Source organism: Kitasatospora sp. NPDC054768, assembly GCF_053612025.1.
Genome location: NZ_JBSHBN010000051.1, coordinates 30,789 through 55,457, shown reverse-complemented (window position 1 = coordinate 55,457; position 24,669 = coordinate 30,789). Strand labels below are relative to the sequence as shown.

Annotated in this window: 2 protein-coding genes; both read left to right on the top strand. The window is 76.1% G+C overall.

The annotated features are described in order from the left end of the window. A partial coding sequence (locus ACWGKU_RS17855) for a type I polyketide synthase (protein WP_452177839.1) occupies positions 1-12,801 on the top strand: 12,801 nt, incomplete at its 5' end. A 37-nt stretch (positions 12,802-12,838) separates the two neighbouring features. After that, positions 12,839-24,634, top strand: a complete 11,796-nt coding sequence (locus ACWGKU_RS17850) for an SDR family NAD(P)-dependent oxidoreductase (RefSeq protein ID WP_452191478.1) — start codon at positions 12,839-12,841, stop codon at positions 24,632-24,634. Positions 24,635-24,669: the final 35 nt, after the last annotated feature.

Here is a 24,669-nt window from a genome sequence, read left to right as displayed (position 1 = left end):
GCCGCGTTGGTGGAGGCTCTGGTGGGGGAGGGTGTGCGGGCGCGTCTGATCGAGGTCGACTACGCGTCGCACTCCGCGCATGTGGAGGAGGTCCGCGAGCGGCTGCTCGCCGATCTGGACGGGATCACCCCTCTCGCGGGTTCTGTGCCGTTCTTCTCGACGGTGACGGGCGGCTGGCTGGACACGAAGTCCCTGGACGCCGAGTACTGGTACCGCAACCTGCGGGAGACCGTCGAGTTCGGGCAGGCCACGGCGGCGCTGTTGGGGGAGGGCTTCCGGTTCTTCGTCGAGTCCAGCCCGCACCCCGTGCTCACCTTCGGCGTCCAGCAGACCGCCGACGCGGCCGACACCGCCGGCTCCGCGCAGGGCCCCGCCGTGGTCGTGGGCACGCTGCGGCGCGGCGAGAGCGGCCTCGACCGCTTCCTGACGTCCCTGGGAGAGGCCCACGTGGGCGGCCTGCTGCCCGACTGGGACCGGGTGTTCGCCGGACACCGTCCGGGCGGCGTCTCCCTGCCCACCTACCCCTTCCAGCGTCGCCCGTACTGGCTGGAGGACACCGGCCCCGCGGCGGGCGGTCCGTCCGGAACGTCCGCGGCGGGCGACGACTTCTGGGAGGCCCTGGGCGGAGGCGACCTGGACCGGTTCACCACCGCCCTCGGGGTGGCGCCCGAGGACCCGCTGAACGTGGTGCTCCCCGCGCTCGCCGGCTGGCGCACCGAGCGCACCGAGCGTTCGGTGGTCGACTCCTGGCGCTACCGCGTGACCTGGCGGGCCCTGCCCGAGGGTCTCCCGGTCGCCCTGGACGGCAACTGGCTCGTGCTGTCGTCGGACGGCCAGTCCGAGGACGGGACACGCCGGTCGGAGGCGACCGCCCACGCCATGGAGCAGGCCGGGGCCTCGGTGGTCCACCTACGGATCACCGAGGCGGCGGCCGACCGCGCCGTGCTGGCCGACCGGGTGCGCGCGTCCCTCGACGCGCTGCCCGGCCCGGTGACGGGAGTGCTGTCGCTGCTGGGCCTCGACGAGCGCCCGCACTCGGCGCACCCCTCCGTCCCGCTGGGCACCGCGCTCAACCTGGCCCTGCTGCAGGCCCTCGGAGACGCCGGGATCGACGCGCCCCTGTGGTGGGCGACCCGCGGGGCGGTGTCGGTCGGGGGTACGGACACCGGGAGCGCGGTCAGCGCCGCGCAGAACCTGCTCTGGGGCCTGGGCCGGGTCGCCGCGCTGGAGTTCCCGCAGCGCTGGGGCGGTCTGGTCGACCTCCCTGAGGTCCTGGACCCGGACACCGCCGGGCGGCTGTGCCGGGTGCTGGCCGGCCAGGCCGGGGACGAGGACCAGGTGGCCGTCCGGGCCACCGGCTGCCACGGCCGGCGGCTGGTCCGGTCCGCTCTGGGCGACACCGCGCCGCGGCGGAGCTGGCGGCCCGGGGGCACGGTGCTGATCACCGGCGGCACCGGCGGGATCGGCGCGCAGATCGCGCGCTGGCTGGCCCGGCGGGGAGCCGGGCACCTGGTGCTGGTCAGCCGGCGCGGCGCGGATGCGCCGGGTGCGCCGGAGCTCTCCGAGGAACTGGCCGCCCTCGGCACCCGGGTCACCCTGACCGCGTGCGACGTCGCCGACCTGGAGGCCCTGCGCGAGCTCAAGGACGGCCTCGAACAGGACGGCCACCGGATCAGCACCGTCTTCCACGCCGCAGGGGCCGGGCTGCTGGTGCCACTGCCCGACACCGACGCGGACGAGTTCGCCGACACCCTCCACGCCAAGGTCGGCGGGGCCAGGAACCTGGACCTGCTCTTCGACCGGGACACGCTCGACGCGTTCGTGCTGTTCTCCTCCATCTCCGGGGTGTGGGGCAGCGCCGTCCACGGCGCCTACGCCGCCGCCAACGCCTACCTCGACGGCCTCGCCGAGGACCGCAGGAGCCGCGGCCTCGCCGCGACCTCCGTGGTGTGGGGCATCTGGAGCCCCGAGGGCGGGGCCGGCGGGATGGCGGCCGAGCTGGCGGAGGAGACCCTGCGCGGCCACGGCGTGCTCTTCATGCCGCCCGCGGTCGCGATCACCGGGCTCCAGCAGGTCCTGGACCACGACGAGACGGTGGTCGTGGTCGCCGACATCGACTGGGACCGCTTCGCGACGGTCTTCACCTCGGCGCGCCCCAGCCCGCTGATCGGGGAACTCCCCGAGGTGCGCAGCGCGCTGGCCGCCGGACCGGAGACCGGCGGGACCGGGGTCCAGGGAACGCCCTCGGCGCTGCGCGACCGGCTGGCGCCGCTCCCGGCGGCCGAGCGGACCCGGGTACTGGTCGACCTGGTCCGGACCCAGGCGGCCGCCGTCCTCGGCCACGACTCGCCGGACGCGGTCGCCCCCGGCCGCGCCTTCCGCGACCTGGGCTTCGACTCCCTGACCGCCGTGGACATGCGCAACCGACTCAACGCCGCCACCGGCCTGCGGCTCCCGGTCACCGTCGTCTTCGACTACTCGTCGGCGACCGCGCTCGCCGGACGTCTGGAGACCGGACTGCTGGGTGCCGCCGAGGAGCCCGCCACCGTCCGGCAGCCCCCGACGGCGCCACCCGCCGCCGACGACGACCCCATCGTGATCGTCGCCATGAGCTGCCGCTACCCCGGCGGCGTCCGCACCCCCGAGGACCTGTGGCGCCTGGTCGCGGACGGGCACGACGCCGTCTCCGGGCTGCCGTCCGACCGGGGCTGGGACCTCGACACGCTGTACGACGCGGACCCCGACCGGCCCGGCCGGAGCTACGCCGCCGCGGGCGGATTCGTCAGGGACGCGGACCGCTTCGACCCCGGGTTCTTCGGGATCTCCCCGCGCGAGGCCCTCGCCATGGACCCGCAGCAGCGACTGCTGCTCGAAACCTCCTGGGAGGCGATCGAGCGCGCCGGCATCGACCCGTCCACCCTGCGCGGCACCCCGACCGGCGTCTTCGCCGGCGCCTCCTACCAGGGCTACGGCGGCACCCTGCGCGACATCCCCGAGGAACTGGAGGGCCTGTTCATCGCGGGCATCTCCACCAGCGTCCTGTCCGGGCGGGTCGCCTACCAGCTCGGCCTCCAGGGGCCCGCCGTGACCGTGGACACGGCCTGCTCCTCGTCACTGGTGGCGGTCCACCTCGCCGCGCAGTCGCTGCGCTCGGGCGAGTGCACGCTGGCCCTGGCGGGCGGCGCCACGGTGATGGGCACCCCGCTGTCGTTCACCGGCTTCAGCCGGCAGCGCGGGCTCGCCGAGGACGGGCGCTGCAAGTCCTTCGCCGCCTCGGCGGACGGCTTCGGCATGGCCGAGGGCGTGGGCCTGCTGCTCCTGGAACGTCTCTCGGACGCCCGCCGCAACGGCCACCCGGTACTCGCGGTGCTGCGCGGCTCGGCGATCAACCAGGACGGCGCGAGCAACGGACTGACCGCGCCCAGTGGCCTGGCCCAGCAGCGGGTGATCCGCGACGCGCTGGCGAACGCCCGGCTGTCGGCCGCCGACGTGGACGCCGTCGAGGCGCACGGCACCGGCACCCGGCTGGGCGACCCGATCGAGGCCGACGCGCTCCTGGCCGTCTACGGCCAGGACCGGCCGGCCGACCGGCCGGTGTGGCTCGGGTCGCTGAAGTCGAACATCGGGCACACCCAGGCCGCCGCCGGTGTCGGCGGCATCATCAAGATGGTGCTGGCCATGGGGCACGGCGAACTGCCGCGCACCCTGCACATCGACCGGCCGACCCCGAACGTCGACTGGACGGCGGGCGCCGTCGCCCTGCTGACCGAGGCCACCCCCTGGCCCGAGACCGGCCGGCCGCGCCGGGCCGGAGTGTCCTCGTTCGGCCTGAGCGGCACCAACGCCCACGTCGTCATCGAACAGCCGCCCGCCGGGCCCACACCCGCCCTGCCCGCCGGGCCCGCACCCGCCGCCGTCCCGTGGGTCCTGTCCGGGCGGACCGCCGAGGCGGTGAAGGCCCAGGCGGAGCGGCTGCACGCGTACCTGACGGAGCGGCCGGAGCTGCCGTCCGCCGACGTCGGCTACTCGCTGGCCACCACCAGGACCGCCTTCGAGCACCGCGCGGCCGTCGTCGGCGGCGATCGGGCGACCCTGCTGGGCGGCCTGGCCGCGCTGGCCGCCGGAGAGCGCGCACCCGGCCTGGTCCAAGGCATCGTCGCCCGGTCGGCCAGGACCGTCTTCGTCTTCCCCGGCCAGGGAACCCAGTGGGCCGGCATGGCCCGGGAACTGCTCGACCACGCCCCGGCCTTCGCCGACCGGATCGCGGCCTGCGAACGCGCCCTCGCCCCGCACCTGGAGTGGTCGCTGCTCGCGGTCCTGCGCGACGCGCCCGACGCGCCCCCGCTCGACCGGGTGGACGTGGTGCAGCCGGTGCTGTGGGCGGTGATGGTGTCGCTGGCCGAGCTGTGGCGGGCGCACGGGATCGTCCCCGACGCCGTGGTCGGCCACTCCCAGGGCGAGATCGCCGCCGCCTGCGTGGCCGGCGCGCTCTCGCTGGACGACGCGGCCCGGATCGTCGCCCTGCGCAGCCGGGCCCTGCTCGCCCTGACCGGACGCGGCGGCATGCTGTTCGTGCCGCAGCCGGTCGAAGCCGTGCGCGAGGCACTGTCCGCCCACGACGGGGCACTCGACGTCGCCGCTGTCAACGGGCCGACGTCGGTGACGGTCTCCGGCGACCCGGCTGCACTGGAACGGCTGCGCGAGCAGTACGCCGAGGCGGGCGTCATGGCCTGGCCGGTCCCCGGCGTGGACTTCGCCGGACACTCGCCCCAGGTGGAGGAGCTCCGCGAGGAACTGCTCGCCCTGCTCGGCGGCATCGCGCCGCGGACCTCCGCCGTCCCGTTCTACTCGACGGTCAGCGGCGGGCCCGTGGACACCCTGGACCTGGACGCCGCGTACTGGTACGAGAACCTGCGCCGGCCGGTGGAGTTCGGCCGGGCGCTCGACGCGCTCGTCGCCGACGGGCACCACACCTTCGTCGAGTGCAGCACCCACCCCGCGCTGACCGTCTGGATCCAGGAGGCCGTCGAGGCGGCCGGGGTCGGCGACGGGGCCGTCGTCGGCACCCTGCGCCGCACCGAGGGCGGCCCCGGCCGCTTCCTCGCCGCGCTCACCGAGGTCCAGGTCCGCGGACTGCCGGTGGACTGGGACGCGGTGTTCGCCGGAACCGGCGCGCGCAAGCGGCCCCTGCCCACGTACGCCTTCCAGCAGCAGCGCTACTGGCTGGACGCCACCCCCGGCGGGCCCGCCGACGCCGCGGCCGGCACGGCCGCCGCGACCGGCGCCGGCCCGGCCGACTCCGGCTTCTGGGCGGCGGTCGACCGCGCGGACCTGGACGCCCTCGCCACCACCCTGCGGGTCGAGGACGGAGAGCTGCGGGCCTCCCTCGCCTCCCTGGTGCCCACCCTCGCCGAGTGGGCGCGCGGCCGCGCCGACGACCGGACCGCCGACAGCTGGCGCTACCGGGTCGCCTGGAAGCCCCTGCCTGCACCCGAGCGGCCCCGGCTCACCGGCAGCTGGCTCCTCGTCGCCCCGGCCGTCGCCGCCGACGACCCGGCCGTCGCGTTCGCCGCGGACGCCCTGCGCGGACACGGCGCCACCCCCGTCCTGGTCGAGGCCGGCCACGACGCGACCGACCGGACGCGGTTCGCCGCACTGCTCCGCGACGCCCACGACCGCGCCGACGGGCCGCCCGCCGGAATCCTGTCGCTGCTCGCCCTGGCCGAGGAACCGCACGGCGACGGATCGGCGCTCCCCCTCGGCCTCACCCTGACCGTCGCGCTCCTCCAGGCCCTGGGCGACCTCGGCACCGACGCCCCGCTCTGGAGCGCCACCCGGGGCGCGGTGTCGGTCGGCCGCTCCGACCGGATCGACAGCACCCTCCAAGCCCTGGCCTGGGGCCTCGGCGGGGTCGCCGGCGTCGAGTACCCGCAGCGCTGGGCAGGTCTGGTCGACCTGCCGCGACGGCTCGACGACCGGGCCGCGACCCGGCTCGCCGAAGCCCTGACCAACCCCGACAGCGAGGACCAGCTGGCGGTGCGCGCCACCGGCGTCTACGGCCGCAGGGTCGTCCACGCCGGACTCGGCGACACCGCCCCCGCACGCGACTGGACACCCGAGGGCACCGTCCTGATCACCGGCGGCACCGGCGGCCTCGGCGCCCAGATCGCCCGCAGGCTCGCCCGCACCGGCACCGCGCACCTGCTGCTCACCAGTCGGCGCGGCGCACAGGCCCCGGGAGCCGACGCCCTGCTCGCCGAACTGCGCGGACTCGGCGCCGACGCCACCGCGGTGGCCTGCGACGTCGCCGACCGCGACGCACTGGCGGAACTGCTCGCCGGCATTCCGGCCGAGCGCCCGCTGCGCGCCGTCCTGCACACCGCGGGCGTCCTCGACGACGGGGTGATCGATTCCATCACCCTCGAACGCGCGGCCGGCGTCCTGCGCCCCAAGCTCGACGGCGCACGCAACCTCGACGCGCTCACCCGGGGACTCGACCTGACCGCCTTCGTGCTGTTCTCCTCGCTCGCCGGCACACTCGGCGGCACCGGCCAGGGCAGCTACGCCGCCGCCAACGCCTACCTCGACGCCCTGGCCCGGCAGCGCCGCGACCTCGGACTGCCCGGCACCTCGGTGGCCTGGGGCCTGTGGGGCGGCGAGAGCCTCGCCTCCGGAGCGGTCGCCGAACGGCTGATCCGTGACGGCCTGCCCGCCATGGACCCCGCCGTGGCCACCATCGCGCTGCACCAGGCCCTCGACCACGACGACACGGCCGTCCTCGTCGCCGACTTCGCCTGGGACCGCTTCACCCGGGCGTTCACCGCGCTCCGGCCCAGCGCCGCCCTCGGGGACCTGCCCGAGGTGCGGGAAGCGCTCGCCGCCGCGGCCGGGTCCCGGGGCAGCGCCGACGGCGCCGAGCCGCCGGCCCTGCGGCTCGCCGCACTGCCCCCGGCGGAACGCGACCGGGCCCTGCTGGACCTGGTCCGCCGCGAGGTCGCCGCCGTGCTCGGCCACCCCGGGCCCGAGGCGGTGGGACCCGACCAGGCGTTCAAGGACATCGGCTTCGACTCGCTGACCGCCGTCGAACTGCGCAACCGGCTCGCCGCGGCCAGCGGCCTGCGCCTGTCGGTGACTCTGGCCTTCGACTACCCCACGGCCACCACCCTGGCCGGACACCTGCGCGCCGAACTGCCGGGGGCGCCCGTCACCGAGGCACCCGGCGCCCCCGGGCAGCCGCCCGCGGCCGCCGCGGTGCCCGAGGACGAGGCGATCGCCGTGGTCGCCATGAGCTGCCGCTACCCCGGCGGCGTCAGCACCCCCGAGGAGCTGTGGGAGCTCGTCGCGGGCGGACGGGACGCGATCACCGGCTTCCCCACCGGACGGGGCTGGGACCTGGACGGCCTCTACGACCCGGACCCGGACCGGGCCGGCAGCACCTACGCGCGGGAAGGCGGGTTCCTGCACGACGCCGACCGCTTCGACCCGGCCTTCTTCGGGATCTCCCCGCGCGAGGCGCTGACCATCGACCCCCAGCAGCGGCTGCTGCTCGAACTCTCCTGGGAGGCGTTCGAGCGGGCCGGCATCGACCCGCTCTCCCTCAAGGGCAGCGCGAGCGGCGTCTTCGTCGGCTGCAGCCACCACGACTACGGGTCGCGCGTCACCGAGCCCTCCGAGGAGTTCGAGGGCTACCTCGGCATCGGCAGCGCGGGCAGCGTGGCGTCCGGGCGGATCTCCTACAGCCTCGGCCTCGAAGGGCCCGCGGTGACCGTCGACACGGCGTGCTCCTCGTCGCTGGTCGCGGTCCACCTCGCGGCCCGGTCGCTACGGGCCGGCGAATGCTCGCTGGCGCTGGCCGGCGGCGTGACCGTGATGTCGACCCCGGGCGCGTTCGTGGAGTTCAGCCGGCAGCGGGTGCTGGCTGAGGACGGCCGCTGCAAGCCGTTCGCCGCCGCCGCCGACGGCACCTCCTGGGCCGAGGGGGCCGGACTGCTCGTCCTGGAACGCCTCTCGGACGCCCGGCGCAACGGCCACCCGGTGCTCGCCCTGGTCCGCGGCTCGGCCGTCAACCAGGACGGCGCCAGCAACGGTCTGACCGCCCCCAACGGTCCCTCCCAGCAGCGGGTCATCCGTGCGGCCCTCGCCGACGCCGGACTGACCGCCGCCGAGGTCGACGCGGTGGAGGCGCACGGCACCGGGACCAAGCTGGGCGACCCGATCGAGGCCCAGGCGCTGCTGGCCACGTACGGCCGGGAACGCGGCGAGCGGGAGCCGCTGTGGCTGGGGTCGCTGAAGTCGAACATCGGACACAGCCAGGCCGCCGCCGGAGTCGCCGGCATCATCAAGATGGTGCAGGCCATGCGGCACGGGACACTGCCGCGCACCCTGCACGTCGACACGCCGACCCCGCACGTCGACTGGTCGGCCGGCGCCGTCCGGCTGCTCACCGACGACACCCCGTGGCCGGAGACCGGCCGCCCCCGGCGGGCCGCGGTGTCCTCCTTCGGGGTCAGCGGCACCAACGCCCACACCATCCTCGAACAGCCCACCGAACCGGCCCCGGCGCCCACCGCCGTCCCTGCCGCGCCCGCCGCGCCCGCCCTGCCCTGGCTGATCTCCGCCCGCGGCGCGGACGCGCTGCGCGAGCAGGCGGCCCGGCTGCTCCGGCACGTGGAGCAGGCCCCGGCGCTCGCCGTCGCGGACCTGGGGCGCTCCCTTGCGCTGCACCGCAGCGCCTTCGAACACCGGGCCGCCCTCACCGGCACGGACCGGCAGGCCCTGCTCCAGGGGCTCGCCGCCCTCGCCGCCGGCGAGCCGTCGGCGGACCTGGTGCGCGGGATCACCGGCCCGGCCGCGAAGACCGCCTTCCTGTTCCCCGGCCAGGGCAGCCAGCGCACCGGCATGGGCGCCGGACTGTACGCACGGTTCCCGGTCTTCGCCGACGCCTTCGACGCGGTCTGCGCGGAACTCGATCCGCTGCTCGACCGCCCGCTGCGGGAGGTGATCGACGCGGCCCCCGGCGACCCCGGCCACGGCCTGCTGGACCGGACCGAGTACGCCCAGCCCGCCCTGTTCGCACTCGGCGTCGCCCTGTTCCGCCTCGTCGAGCACTGGGGTGTGCGCCCCGACCGGCTGCTCGGCCACTCCGTGGGAGAGCTGGCCGCCGCCCACGTCGCCGGGGTGTTCACCCTGTCCGACGCCGCGGCGCTGGTGGTCGCGCGGGGACGGCTGATGCAGGCCCTCCCGGCGGGCGGCGCGATGGTCTCCCTCGCAGCCGGGGAGGAGGAGGTGCTGCCGCTGCTCGCGGGCCGTGAGGGCGAGGTCGGCCTCGCCGCGGTCAACGGCCCGGCCTCGACCGTGGTCTCCGGCGACGCGGCGGCGGTGGACGAGATCGCCGCCGTGCTCGCCGCGCGCGGCCGCAAGACCCGGCGGCTGCGGGTCTCCCACGCCTTCCACTCGCCCCTCATGGAGCCGATGCTCGCCGAGTTCCGCGAGGTCGTGGCCCGGATCGTCCCGGGGGAGGCCGCCGTCCCGGTGATCTCCGACCTGACGGGCGAGCCGGCCACCGCCGAGCAGCTCGGCTCGCCGGACTACTGGGTGGAGCACGTGCGCGGCACCGTCCGCTTCCAGGACGGCGTACGCCACCTGGAACGCGACGGCGTCACCGCGTTCCTCGAACTCGGACCCGACGGCGCGCTCACCGCCATGGGCCAGGACTGCCTGACCGGCGCCACCGGCAGCCCGGTGCTGGTGCCCCTGCTGCGCAAGGACCGGCCCGAAGCACCCGCGGCGACGGCCGCCCTGGCCCGGCTGCACGTCACGGGCGTCCCCGTGGACTGGGACGCCGTCCACTCCGGCGGCCCGGCCGGCTCCGCCGTCGACCTGCCGACCTACGCCTTCCAGCGCGGCAGCTACTGGCTGCAGGCCGGCCCGGCCGCGGCCGGACTTCCCGCAGCCGGACTTCAGGCGGTCGACCACCCGCTGCTCGGCGCCGGAACGGAACTCGCGGACTCCGACGGCTTCCTCTTCACCGGCAGGTTCTCGGTCCGCAGCCACCCCTGGCTGGCCGACCACGGCGTCTACGAGGGGGTGCTGTTCCCCGCCACCGCGTTCCTGGAACTCGCGGTCCGCGCGGGCGACCAGGTCGGCTGCGACCAGGTCGAGGAACTGACCCTGGAGGCGCCGCTGGTGCTCCCGGCGGGCGGAGCCGTCGCTCTCCAGATCACCGTCGGAAGCCCGGACGCCGCCGGCACCCGTCCGCTGAGCGTCCACGCCCGGGCCGCCGACGACGGCCCCGACGCCCCCTGGACCCGGCACGCGAGCGGCCTGCTCGGCTCCACCGGAGCCGCGGACCCGGCCGACCCGGCCGACCCGGCGGACCCCGAGGCCTGGCCGCCGCCCGGAGCCGTCCCCCTCGACACGGAGGGCCTGTACGACCGCTTCGCGGGCGGCGGGTTCGCCTACGGCCCCGCGTTCCAGGGCCTGCGCGCGGCCTGGCGGCTCGGCGACGAGGTGTACGCCCTCGCGAGCCTGCCCGAGGAGCAGCGGCCGGACGCCGCCGCGTTCGGCCTGCACCCGGCCCTGCTGGACGCCGCCCTGCACTCACTGGTGTTCGACGTCCTGGAGGGGCCCGCGCAGGGCTGGCTGCCGTTCTCCTGGAACGGGGTGCGCCTGCACGCCTCCGGGGCCGCCGAACTCCGGCTGCGGCTGACCCCGACCGGCCGCGACGCCGTCGCCGTACAGGTGACCGACACCACCGGGCGGCCGGTGCTCTCGGCCCGCTCCCTGGTCCTGCGGCCCGTCTCGCGCGACCGCTTCACGGCCACCCGCGCCGGACACCACGAGGAACTGTTCCGCCCCGAGTGGCAGACCCTGCCCGAGCGCGCCGCGACGGCGGCCGGCACCGCCTACGACCCGGAGTCCTGGACCGTGCTCGGCACCGGGACGCTCCCCGGCCGCACGGTCACCGACCTCGCCGCGCTGTCCGCACTGCTCGACGCGGGCGCCCCGCCGCCCCGCCTGGTGCTGGCCGCCTGCCCGCCCGCCCCGGCCCCGTACGCGCCGCCCGGCACCCTCCGCGACGCGGTCCACGACGGACTCGGCACGGTCCTCGCCCTGCTGCGCGACTGGCTGGCCGAGGAGCGGCTGGCCGGGGCCAAGCTGGTCCTGGTCACCTCGGGCGCCGTCCCGGTGACCGGCGACGACGTCCCGGACCCGGCCCCGGCCGCGCTCTGGGGCCTGGTCCGCTCGGCGCAGACCGAGAACCCCGACCGCTTCGTCCTGCTGGACCTGGACACCCACGAGAACCCGCCCGCGCTGCTCGCCGAGGCCCTCGCGTCCGGGGAACCCCAGCTCGCGATCCGGGCCGGAGCCGTCCACGTCGCCCGGCTGGCCCGGGTACCGCTGGCCGTCACCGGGCGCACCCCCGGCTGGGGCGGCGACGGAACCGTCCTGATCACCGGCGGCACCGGCGCCATCGGCGCCCACGTCGCCCGCCACCTCGCCGCCGAACACGGCGTCCGGCAGCTGCTGCTGACCAGCCGCAGCGGCCCCGCCGCCGACGGCGCGGCGGAACTCCTCGCCGAACTCGCCGCCCTGGGCGCACACGCCGAGATCGTCGCCTGCGACGCCGCCGACCGCGACGCCCTCGCGGCCCTGCTGGCCGCCCTGCCCCCCACGCACCCGCTGACCGGGGTGGTGCACGCCGCGGGCGTGCTGGCCGACGGCGTCGTCGCCACCATGACGCCCGCGCAACTGGACCACGTCCTGCGCCCCAAGGTGGACGCGGCGATCAACCTGCACGAACTCACCGCCGGCCTGGAGCTGTCCGAGTTCGTCCTGTTCTCGTCCATCGCCGGGATCTTCGGCGGCATGGGCCAGGGCAACTACGCCGCCGCCAACGCCTTCCTCGACGCCCTGGCCCACCGGCGCCGCGCCGACGGGCTGCCCGGCCGCTCCCTCGCCTGGGGCCTGTGGGCCAACAGCACCGGGATGACCGGCGGGCTCACCGAGGCCGACCTGCGACGGATCGCCCGGGGCGGGATCGTCGCCTTCGACCCGGCCCAGGGACTGGCGCTCTTCGACACGGCCGGCACCCTCGACGAGCCGGTCGTCCTCCCACTGCGGCTCGACACCGCGGCCGTCCGCGCCCAGGCCGCCACCGGCGGCGTCCCCGCCCTGCTGCGCGGCCTGGTGCGCCCCGCCGCCCGGCGCGGCGCCGCGGGCCCCGCGGCCGGCACCGGCCCCGACGGGCCCGAGGCCCTGAAGCAGCGCCTCGGCTCCCTCAACGAGACCCAGCGCGGCCGGGTCCTGCTCGACCTGGTCCGCTCGCACGCCGCCCTGGTGCTCGGCCACAGCGGCCCGGCCGCGGTCGAGCCCGGACGCGGCCTGCTGGAGGTCGGCTTCGACTCGCTGACCGCGGTGGAACTGCGCAACCGGCTGCGCGCCGCAACCGGCCACCCGCTGCCGGCCACCCTGCTCTTCGACCACCCCACCCCGGCCGCGATCGCCGCGCACCTCGTCGCCGAACTGCTCCCCGACGCCGGACCCGGCCCGCTCCCCGGCCTGGCCGAACCGGACCGCCTGGCAGGCGCCCTCGACGGCCTCCCCGACGACCCGGCGGACCGCGACCGGCTGGCCGGGCGGCTCCGGGAGCTCCTGCGCCGCCTCGACGACCCGGCGGCCACCCCGGCCGACGGCGACGGCACGGCGGCCGGAGCGGCCGCCTCCATCGAGGACCGGATGGACGGCGCCAGCGACGACGAACTCTTCGACCTCATCGACAACGAACTCGGCCGGTCATGACAACGACCCGACCCGCGAACCAGGACGGCGGCCCCCGATGGTGAACGACGACAAGCTGAGGGACTACCTCAAGCGCGTGACGGCGGACCTGCACCACACCCGCCGGCGCCTGACCGAGGCCGAGGAAGCGGGCCGCGAACCGATCGCGGTCGTAGCGATGAGCTGCCGCTACCCCGGCGGCGTACGGTCCCCCGAGGACCTGTGGCGCCTGGTCACCGACGGCACCGATGCCATCACCGGCTTCCCCCGCGACCGGGGCTGGGACCTGGACCACCTGGACGATCCGGAACAACTGCGCGAGGGCACCAGCCACACCGCCCTGGGCGGATTCCTCGACGACGTCGGGCACTTCGACCCCGGATTCTTCGGGATCTCCCCGCGCGAAGCGCTCGCGATGGACCCACAGCAGCGGCTCCTCCTGGAGACCACCTGGGAGGCGTTCGAACGGGCCGGTATCGACCCCGCGACCCTGCGGGGCAGCAGGACCGGCGTCTTCGCCGGGGTGATGTACCAGGACTACGCGGTACGGCTGCGCCACGTCCCCGACGACGTGGCCGGCTACGTCGGCAGCGGCAGCTCCGACAGCGTCGCCTCGGGCCGCGTCGCCTACACCTTCGGTCTGGAGGGCCCGGCGGTCAGCATCGACACCGCCTGCTCCTCCTCGCTGGTCGCCATCCACCTCGCCGCCCAAGCCCTGCGGGCCGGCGACTGCACCCTGGCCCTGGCCGGGGGCGCGATGGTCATGTCGACACCCGTTCCGTTCGTGGAGATGAGCCGCCAGGGCGGCCTGGCCCGGGACGGCCGCTGCAAGTCCTTCGCCGCCGCCGCCGACGGTACCGGCTGGGGCGAGGGCGTCGGCATGCTCCTGCTGGAGCGCCTCTCGGACGCCCGGCGCAACGGCCACCCGGTCCTCGCCCTGATCCGCGGCACCGCCGTCAACCAGGACGGCGCCAGCAGCAGGCTCACCGCCCCCAACGGCCCCGCCCAGCAACGCGTCATCCGCCACGCCCTGGCCAACGCCGGACTCACCCCCGCCGACGTGGACGTCGTCGAGGCGCACGGCACCGGCACCCCGCTGGGCGACCCGATCGAGGCCCAGGCCCTGCTGGCCACCTACGGGCAGGACCGCGCGGACGGGCAGCCGCTGCTGCTCGGCTCGCTGAAGTCCAACATCGGGCACACCCAGGCGGCGGCCGGCGTCGGCGGCGTCATCAAGACCGTCCTCGCCATGCGGCACGGTACCGTCCCGCCCACCCTGCACGCGCAGGACCCGTCCCCGCAGATCGACTGGACCGCGGGCGCGGTACGCCTGGTCACCGCGAACACCCCCTGGCCCGAGACCGGACGGCCGCGCCGGGCCGCGGTGTCCTCCTTCGGCGTCAGCGGCACCAACGGACACGTCGTCCTGGAACAGGCGGACGAACCCGTCCTGGAACAGGCCCACGAACCCGCCGCCCCCGCCGTCCTCCCCTGGGTGCTCTCCGGACGCACCGCCGAAGCGCTGCGCGCCCAGGCCGCACGGCTCCGCGACCACCTCGACGCCCACCCCGGACCCGGCCCCGCCGAGGTCGGCCACGCCCTCGCGACGACCCGCGCCGCGCACGAGCACCGGGCGGTCCTGATCGGCGCCCACCCCGACGAGTTCCGGGCCGGCCTCGACGCCCTGGTGGCCGACCGCACCGCCCCCGGCCTGGTCCTCGGCACCGCCGGAACCGGCGGCGAAGTCGCCCTGGTGTTCCCCGGACAGGGATCCCAATGGGCCGGCATGGCCGTCGAACTCCTCGACTCCGCCCCCGCCTTCGCCGCCCGCATCGCGGACTGCGAGCGTGCCCTGGCCCCCTTCGTCGACTGGTCCCTGGAAGCCGTCCTGCGCGGCGCCCCCGGCACCCCGCCGGCCGAACGCGTCGACGTGGTGCAGCCGGTGCTGTGGGCCGTCATGGTCTCCCTGGCCGAACTGTGGCGCTCCCACGGCATCACCCCCGGCGCGGTCATCGGCCACTCCCAGGGCGAGATCGCCGCCGCCGTGGTGGCGGGAGCGCTGAGCCTGGAGGACGGGGCGAAGGTCGTCTCCCTGCGCAGCCGCGCCATCCGCGCCCTGTCCGGCCGCGGCGGCATGGCCTCGGTGGCCCTGCCCGCCGAACAGGTCTCCGAACACCTCGCACCCTGGGACGGCCGGCTCTCCGTCGCCGCCGTCAACGGACCCGCCTCCACCGTGGTCTCCGGCGACACCGACGCGCTCGACGCGTTCCTCGACCGGACGACGGCCCTGGACATCCGCAGCCGGCGCATCCCCGTCGACTACGCCTCGCACAGCGCCCACGTCGAGGACATCCGCACCGAAGTGCTCGCCCGGCTCGACGGACTGACCCCCCGCCCGTCCGCCGTCCCCTTCTACTCCACCCTCAGCGGCGGCCTGCTGGAGGACACCACCGCCCTGGACGCCGACTACTGGTACCGCAACCTCCGCGGGACCGTCCGCTTCGAACAGGCGACCCGCGCCCTGCTCGCCGACGGCTACCAGGTCCTCCTGGAAAGCAGCCCGCACCCCGTCCTCACCGTCGGTGTCCTGGAGACCGCCGAGGACGCGGGCGCCGACGCCACCGCTGTGGGAACCCTGCGCCGCGACGACGGCGGCCCGCGCCGGTTCACCGAGTCCCTGGCCGAACTCCACCTGCGCGGAGTCTCCCCGGACTGGGACACCGTCTTCGCCGACCGCCGCCCCGGACGGGTGGAACTGCCCACCTACGCCTTCCAACGCGACCCGTACTGGCTGGAGGACGGCGCCGCGCCCGTCGGCGACGTCACCTCTGCCGGGCTGACCCCCGCGGACCATCCGCTGCTGGGCGCCGTCGTGGTCCTCGCGGACAGCGACGGCCTGCTCCTCACCGGCCGCCTGTCGGCCCGCACCCACCCGTGGCTCGCCGACCACGCCGTCGGCGGCCGGGCACTGCTCCCGGGCACCGCCTTCCTGGAACTCGCGCTCCAGGCCGGAGCCCGCGTCGGCTGCCCCCGGGTCGAGGAATTCACCCTTGAGGCCCCCCTGGTGCTGCCCGAACACGGCGGCACCGTGCTGCGCCTCACCGTGGGCGCCCCCGACTCCCTGGGCCACCGCCCGCTCAGCCTGCACTCCCGGCCGGACACACCCGTCGACGGTGACCCCGACGGCGACGAGTGGACCAGGCACGCCGAAGGCGTCCTGGCCCAGGACGGCGCGGACGGCGCCGAGGCCGACGGGCCGATGCCCTGGCCGCCGCCCGGCGCCGAACCCCTCGCCCTCGACGGACTGTACGACCGCTTCGCGGCGGGCGGATTCGCCTACGGTCCCGCCTTCCAGGGCCTGAACGCGGTCTGGCGGCGCGGCGACGAGCTGTTCGCCGAGGCCGTCGTGCCCGCTGGGCCCGCACCCGATGCCGCCCGCTTCGGCCTCCACCCGGCCCTGCTGGACGCGGCCCTGCACGCCACCGGTGTGCCCGGCACCCCCGGCGCGGAAGCCCACCCCGAGGGACGGCTGCCGTTCTCCTGGAACGGCGTGACCCTGCACGCCACCGGCGCCGGCGCGATCCGCGTCCGGCTCGCCCCGGCCGGGCCCGACGCGGTGACGCTCGCCGTCGCCGACGCGACCGGCGCCCCCGTGGCGACCGTGGACGCACTGGTCCTGCGGCCCGCGGGCACCGTCGGCCTCGGCGCCGACCGCGCCCCCCACGGCCGCCGCCACCAGGACCTCTATGCGACGGAGTGGGTCACCACACCCCCGCGCGGCAGCGGTGCACCCGTTCACCGCACCGCGGACCTGGCCACGCTGCTGGCCGCCGTCGACGCCGGAGCCCCGGTGCCCGACACGGTCCTGCTCGCCTGCGCGGAGCCCCCGGCCGCGGCCGGACCGGCCGCGGCGGTCCGCGCGGTCGTCCACCAGGCCCTCAGCGACGTCCGGACCTGGCTCGCCGACGACCGCTTCGCCGGCTCTCGCCTGGTGTTCGCCACCCGGGGTGCGGTCAGCGCCGGGGAGGGGGAGGACGTACGCAACCCCGCGCACAGCGCACTCTGGGGCCTGGTCCGTTCGGCCCGGTCCGAACACCCCGGGCGCTTCGCCCTGCTCGACCTCGACGCCGACGACGAGCACGGCACCTCCGCAGGCGTCGCCGCGGCCCTCGCCTCGGGAGAACCGCAGTCCGCGGTCCGCGGCGACGACGTCCGCGTACCCCGGCTGGCCCGGGTCCTCAGGAACGACCCGGACCTCGCGGACGACGCGGCAGGGCCCCTCCGGGCCTTCGACCCGGACGGCACGGTCCTCATCACCGGCGGCACCGGCCTGCTCGGCTCCCACGTCGCCCGCCGCCTGGTCACCGGGCACGGCGTCCGGCACCTGCTCCTGCTCTCCCGCGGCGGCCCGGCCGCCGCCGGAGCCGACGAACTGCGGGCCGAACTCGCCGCGCTGGGAGCCGAGACCGCCATCGTCGCCTGCGACGCCGCCGACCGGGTCGCCCTGGCCGCCGTCATCGCGGACCTGCCGCCCGCGCACCCGCTGACCGCCGTGGTCCATACCGCGGGCACCCTCGACGACGGCGTCGTCACCGCACTCACCCCCGAACGGGTGGACGCCGTGCTGCGCCCCAAGGTCGACGCCGCCCTCCACCTGCACGAACTGACCCGCGACCTCGATCTGACGCACTTCGTGCTGTTCTCCTCGGCCGCGGGTACCTTCGGCGGCCCCGGACAGGCCAACTACGCCGCCGCCAACGCCTTCCTCGACGCCCTGGCCGTCCAGCGTCGGACGGCGGGCCTGGCCGGCCAGGCCCTGGCCTGGACCCTGTGGGAGCAGGCCAGCGCCCTCACCGGACACCTGGACGAGGACGACGTACGACGCCTCGCCCGGTCCGGGATGCCGCCGCTCTCCACCGAGCGGGGACTCGCGCTCTTCGACACCGCCCTCACCGTGGACCGGGCCGCCCTGGTCCCGATGCGCCTCGACACCGCGGCCCTGCGGTCCGCGGCGGCGGAGGGCACTCTGCCGCCGCTGCTGCGCGGCCTGGTGCGCACACCGCCGCGCCGGGCGGCCACGGCCGCGCAGGCGACGGCCGACGACAACGCCCTGCGCCGGCGCCTGGCGGCCCTCGACGGCACCGGACGGACCCGGCTGCTCGTCGAACTCGTCCGCACCCACGCGGCTGCGGTCCTCGGCCATGCCTCCCCGGACACCCTCGACCCCGGACGGGCCTTCCGCGAACTGGGCTTCGACTCACTGGCCGCGGTGGAACTGCGCAACCGCCTGAACGCCGCCACCGGCCTGCGGCTTCCCGCCAGCCTGGTGTTCGACCACCCGACCCCGGCCGCGCTCGCGGACTTCTTGGGCGCCGGACTCACGGACACGGAAGCGGCCAGGGCCGTCATGCCCTCCGTACCCGCAGGGCCGGCCGACCGGAACCGGGACGCGGACGACGACCGGATCGCGATCGTCTCCGCGGCCTGCCGCCTCCCCGGCGATGTCCGCTCACCCGAGGACCTGTGGCGGATGCTGGCCGAGGGCCGCGACGGCATCTCCGGGTTCCCCACCGACCGGGGCTGGAGCCTCGACACGCTCTACGACCCCGATCCCGACCGCATCGGCACCTCCGTCACCCGCGACGGCGGCTTCCTCCACGACGCGGCCGAGTTCGACGCGGAGTTCTTCGGCATCTCGCCGCGCGAGGCGGCGGCCATGGACCCGCAGCAGCGGCTGCTCCTGGAAACCACCTGGGAACTCTTCGAGCGCGCGGCCATCGACCCGTCCACCCTGCGCGGCGCCCCGGTCGGCACGTACGTCGGCCTGATGCAGCAGGACTACGCGGCCCGGCTGCTGCCCTACATCCCCGAGGACGTCGAGGGATTCCTCGGCACCGGCAACTCGGGAAGCGTCGTCTCCGGTCGCCTGGCCTACTTCTTCGGCCTGGAAGGCCCCGCGGTCACCGTGGACACGGCGTGCTCGTCCTCGCTGGTGGCCCTGCACCTCGCGGTCCGGGCGCTGCGCTCCGGCGAGTGCTCGCTGGCGCTGGCCGGCGGCGTCAACGTGATGTGCAGCCCCGAACTGTTCGTCGAGTTCAGCCGGCAGGGCGGACTCGCTCCGGACGGCCGCTGCAAGTCCTTCGCCGCGGCGGCCGACGGTACCGCCTTCGGCGAAGGCACGGGCATGCTGCTGGTGGAGCGGTTGTCGGATGCGCGGCGCAACGGGCATCCGGTGCTGGCGGTGGTGCGTGGTTCGGCGGTGAATCAGGACGGTGCGAGCAACGGTCTGACGGCGCCGAACGGTCCGTCGCAGCAGCGGGTGATCCGTGCGGCGTTGGCGGATGCGGGGCTGACGGCGTCCGAGGTGGACGTGGTGGAGGCGCACGGTACGGGGACGCGGTTGGGCGACCCGATCGAGGCGCAGGCGCTGCTGGCCACGTACGGGCAGGACCGGCCCGCGGACCGGCCGGTGTGGATCGGCTCGCTGAAGTCCAACATCGGCCACGCCTCGGCTGCGGCCGGTGTGGCGGGGGTCATCAAGTCGGTGCTGGCGCTGCGGCACGGCGTGATGCCCAAGACGCTGCACGTGGACGGTCCGACGCCCGAGGTGGACTGGTCGGCGGGCGCCGGCCGGCTGCTGACGGAGGCCCGTGCGTGGGACGACACGGGCCGTCCGCGCCGGGCGGGGGTGTCCTCCTTCGGCGTCAGCGGCACCAACGCCCACGTCATCCTCGAACAGGCCCCGACCGACCCGACAGCCCCCGCAGACGGGCTCGTCGACGGGTCCGGGACACCGGGGACCGTACCCGCCGCCGTCCCCTTGCTCCTCTCGGCGCGCACTCCGGAGGCGCTGTGCGCCCAGGCCGCGGCGCTGTCGGCCCGGATCGGAGACGGGTCGGGCGTCCGCACCGCGGACGTGGCCTTCTCCCTGGCCACGGGCCGCAGCGCGCTGGGACACCGCGCGGTGCTGGTGGGCACGGAGGAGAACCTCGCCGAGCACCTGGCCGCGCTGTCACAGGGTGCCGCGGTGTCCGGCGGCGGGTTGGTTTCCGGTCGGGTGGCGCTGGTGTTCCCGGGTCAGGGTTCGCAGTGGGTGGGGATGGCCGCGGAGTTGCTGGCTGGGTCGGAGGTGTTCGCGGAACGGATGGCGGAGTGCGGGCGGGCGTTGGCGCCTTATGTCGACTGGTCGTTGACGGAGGCGTTGGGTTCGGAGGCGCTGCTGGCGCGGGTCGATGTGGTGCAGCCGGTGTTGTGGGCCGTGATGGTTTCACTGGCGGAGGTGTGGCGTTCGTTCGGCGTCGTTCCGGACGCTGTGGTGGGCCACTCCCAGGGCGAGATCGCCGCGGCTTGTGTGGCGGGCGGTCTGAGTCTGGAGGACGGGGCCCGGGTGGTCGCGTTGCGTTCCCGTGCGGTGGGGGTGCTGGCGGGCCGTGGCGGGATGGCGTCGGTGCCTCTGCCGGTGGACGCGGTGCGGGAGCGGGTCGCCCCGTGGGCGGGGCGGCTCTCGGTGGCGGCGGTGAACGGCCCGTCGTCGACGGTGGTGTCGGGCGACGCCGACGCGGTGGCGGCACTGGTCGAGGCCTTGGTCGGGGAGGGGGTGCGGGCGCGTCTGATCGAGGTCGACTACGCGTCGCATTCCGCGCATGTGGAGGAGATCCGTGAGCGGTTGCTCTCCGATCTGGCCGGCATCGTTCCTGTCTCGGGTCCGGTGCCGTTCTTCTCGACGGTGACGGGTGGTTGGCTGGACACGAAGGCTTTGGACGCGGAGTACTGGTACCGCAATCTCCGGGAGACCGTCGAGTTCGGGCAGGCCACGGAGACGTTGTTGGGGGAGGGCTTCCGGTTCTTCGTGGAGTCCAGCCCGCACGCGGTGCTGTCGGTTGCGGTGGGGGAGTCGGTGGAGGCCGCGGGTACGGATGCCGCGGTGCTGGGGACGCTGCGTCGCGGGGAGGGCGGCCTGGCCCAGGTGCTGCGTGCGGTGGGCCGTGCGTGGGAGCGCGGGCTGGGGGTGGACTGGTCGGGTGCGTTCCCGGGGGCGCGGCGTGTCGAGCTGCCGACCTACGCCTTCCAGCGCAGCCGCTACTGGCTCGACGTTCCGACCACGAGCTGGGACGTCGCCTCGGCGGGTCTCGCCACGACCGGGCACCCGCTGCTCGGTGCGGCGACGCAGGTCGCGGACTCCGATGAACTGCTGCTCAGCGGCCGGATCTCGCTGCGCACCCACCCCTGGCTCGCCGACCACGCGGTGTCGGGCGTCGTCCTCTTCCCCGGCACGGCGTTTCTCGAACTCGCGCTGCGCGCCGGGGCCGAGGCGGACTGCCCGGTGGTCGAGGAACTCACCCTCGGATCGGCGCTCGTGCTCCCGGAGGAGGGAGCCGTCCACCTGCAGCTCCGGGTGGCCGCACCCGACGGCGACGGTCGGCGCAGGCTCGGCGTGTTCGCCCGTACGACACGGGACGCCGACGCGCCCTGGACCGAGCACGCCACCGGCACCCTGGCGCCCCGGCCCGCCGGGGACCCGGCCGGAGCCGCGGCCGGTCTGCTGAGCTGGCCGCCGTCCGGTGCCGAACCCGTGGACACCGGCGACCTCTACGAGCGCTTCGCCGAGGCCGGCTACCACTACGGCCCCGCCTTCCGCGGCATCCGTGCCGCGTGGCTCCGCGGCGGCGAGGTGTTCGCCGAGGTGGTGCTGCCGGAGCCGCAGCACGCCGACGCCGCCGGATGCGTGCTGCACCCCGCGCTGCTGGACGCGGCCCTCCAGATCGCCGCACTGCTGCCCGACCAGGACGGCCGGGCCCGGCTGCCCTTCAGCTGGAACGGCGTGACCAGCGGGATCACCGGGGCCACCACGCTGCGCGTGCGGCTCGCCACCGACACGCCGGACACCGTGGCCCTGCACGCCCACGACCTGTCCGGACGGCAGGTGCTCGGCGTGGAAGCCCTGCTGCTGCGGCCTCCGGCCGCCGGCGGGCCGCTCGCCGCGACCGCCCACGCCGACCTGCTGTACCGCCTCGACTGGACCCCGGCCACCGACCCGGCCGACAGCGCCGTGCCCACCTGGGCCGCCCTCGGCGGTGCCGTCCCCGGGGCGGTGTCATGGCAGGACATCGGCGCCCTGGGGGCCGCCCTCGAAGCGGGCGCCGCCCTGCCCGAGGTGATCGTGGCGGCCATCGCCACCGCCGACCTGCCCCACCCCGCCGACCGGGTCCGGGCCACCGCACACCAGGGCCTCGCCCTCGTGCAGCAGTGGCTGGCCGACGAGCGGTTCGCTGCGGCCAGGCTGGCCCTGCTCACCAGGGACGCGGTCCGTACCGGACCGGTCGACCGTCCCGTCGATCCCGCCCAGGCCGCCCTGTGGGGCCTGGTGCGCAGCGCGCGGGCCGAGCACCCCGGGCGCTTCGTCCTCATCGACGCGGCCGGGACCGGCGAGCCGGCGGACGCCCTGCCTGCGGCGCTCGCCGCCGGGGAACCCGAGCTGGCGCTGCGGACCGGCCCGCCGCTGCTGCCGCGGCTGGTCCGCGGCGGACGGCCGGACGGCACGCTGTCCCTGCCGGACGGCGCCGCCTGGCGGCTCACCACCGACGGCCGGGGCTCCCTCGAGGACATCGCGGCGGAGCCCGCTCCGGCGGCCCTCGCCCCGCTGGGCAAGGGGGAGGTACGGATCGCGGTGCGCGCCGCCGGGCTGAACTTCCACGACGTCATCGCCGCGCTCGGCCTGGACCCCGACCCCGAACAGCAGGGCCTGGGCAGCGAGGGCGCCGGAACCGTCATCGAGGTGGGCCCGGGTGTGGACGACCTGGTGCCCGGGGATCGGGTGATGGGGATCTTCGGGGGCGCGTTCGGCCCGACCGCCGTCGCCGACCGCCGTACCGTCGCCCGGATACCGGCGGGCTGGTCCTTCGCCCGTGCCGCATCCGTGCCGGTGGTGTTCCTCACCGCCTACTACGGTCTGTTCGATCTCGGCGGACTGCGGCGCGGGGAATCGGTACTGGTCCACGCCGCGGCCGGAGGTGTCGGCATGGCGGCGGTGCAACTCGCCCGGCACGCCGGTGCGCGGGTGTTCGCGACCGCCTCCCCCGCCAAGTGGGACGTCCTGCGGGCCGGCGGACTGGACGCCGCGCACATCGCCTCGACCCGTACCACCGACTTCGCCGAGACGTTCCTGACGGCCACCGGCGGGCGGGGCGTCGACGTCGTACTCGACAGCCTGGCACGGGAGTTCGTCGACGCCGGTCTGCGGCTGCTGCCGAACGGCGGACGGTTCGTGGAGATGGGCAAGACCGACGTCCGCGACCCCGAGACGGTCGCCCGGCAGCACCCCGGGGTGCGCTACCGGGCGTTCGACCTGATGGAGGCCGGTCCGGAGCGCATCGGCGAGATGCTCGCCGATGTCCTGGACCTGTTCCGGCAGGGAGTGCTGCGTCCTCTGCCCGTCACCGCCTGGGACGTCCGGCAGGCCCCGGCCGCCCTGCGCTCGCTCAGCCAGGCCCGGGGCGTCGGCAAGAACGTCCTGCTGCTGCCCGCTCCGCCGGACCCCGAAGGGACTGTCCTGGTCACCGGGGCCACCGGCACCCTGGGACGGCTCCTGGCCCGGCACCTGGTCGTCGCGCACGGCACCCGGCACCTGCTGCTGGCGGGCCGCCGGGGCGGATCCGCCGACGGCATGCCGGAGCTGGTACGGGAACTGACCGGGCTCGGGGCGTCGGTGACCGTCGCAGCCTGCGACGTCGCCGACCGCGCCGCGCTCGCCGCCCTGCTCGGGTCGGTGCCCGCCGCGCACCCGCTCACCGCCGTCGTCCACGCGGCCGGTGTCCTGGACGACGCCACGATCGCGGGGCTGACTCCGGACCGGCTCGACCGCGTCCTGCGGCCCAAGGCGGACGCGGCGCTGGCCCTGCACGAACTCACCCGGGGCCTCGACCTCGCGGCGCTGGTCCTGTTCTCCTCGGGCGCCGCCCAGTTCGGCGCGGCCGGGCAGGCGAACTACGCCGCCGCCAACGCGGTCCTCGACGCCCTCGCCGCCGAACGCCGGGCCGAGGGGCTGCCCGGCCTGTCCATCGGCTGGGGCCTGTGGGAGGAGCGCAGCGAGATGACCGCCGCGGTCACCGCGGGCCGGGGCGCCGGGGCGGGCGCGCTGACCTCGGCGGAGGGCCTCGCCCTGTTCGACGCGGCACTGGACTCCCCGTACGCCTACCGGCTCGCGGCCAGGATCGCCCCGTCCGTGCTGCGGGCGGACGACCGACTGCCCGCCGTGCTCCGCGGCCTGGTCCGCCCCGCCCGTACCGGTTCCGCCTCCGCCGCGGCGCCGGCCCGCTCGATGGCGCGGCAGCTCGCCGAGCTGCCCGAGGCCGAGCTGTACCGGACCCTGCTCGACCTGGTGCGCGGCAACGCCGCGGCGGTGCTCGGCCACAGTTCGCCGAACCTGATCCGCCCGGCCCGCCCGTTCAAGGACGTCGGCTTCGACTCCCTCACCGGGGTCGAACTGCGCAACCGGCTGGTGTCCTCGACCGGGCTGCGGCTGCCGGCCGCGCTCGTCTTCGACCACCCCACCCCGGAGGCACTGGCACGCCACCTCGCCGAGCGGGCCACCGCCGCCCGCCCGACGGGCGACGCGGCGGTCCGGGCCGGGCTCGACACCCTGGAGGCCCTGCTCGACGCCCTGCCGCCGGACGGCGTCAGCGACGAACTCGCCGCCCGGATACGGGAAGTGTTGTCCCGCCATCTGCCCGGCGGGACACCGGCCACCACCGCCCGCCCCACGGGCGACGTGGACGACCTGGCCCCCCACCTGATCGAGGCGGCCAGCGACGACGAGGTGTTCGACTACATCGACCGGCAGTTGGGATCCGCATGACCAGGGCACCGGTCCACGCCGTCCGCGCACCCCGA

What these genes read in the sequence shown, in the direction of transcription:
- ACWGKU_RS17850 (WP_452191478.1), top strand. Translation starts at nt 12,839, where the DNA reads ATGGTGAACGACGACAAGCTGAGGGACTACCTCAAGCGCGTGACGGCG.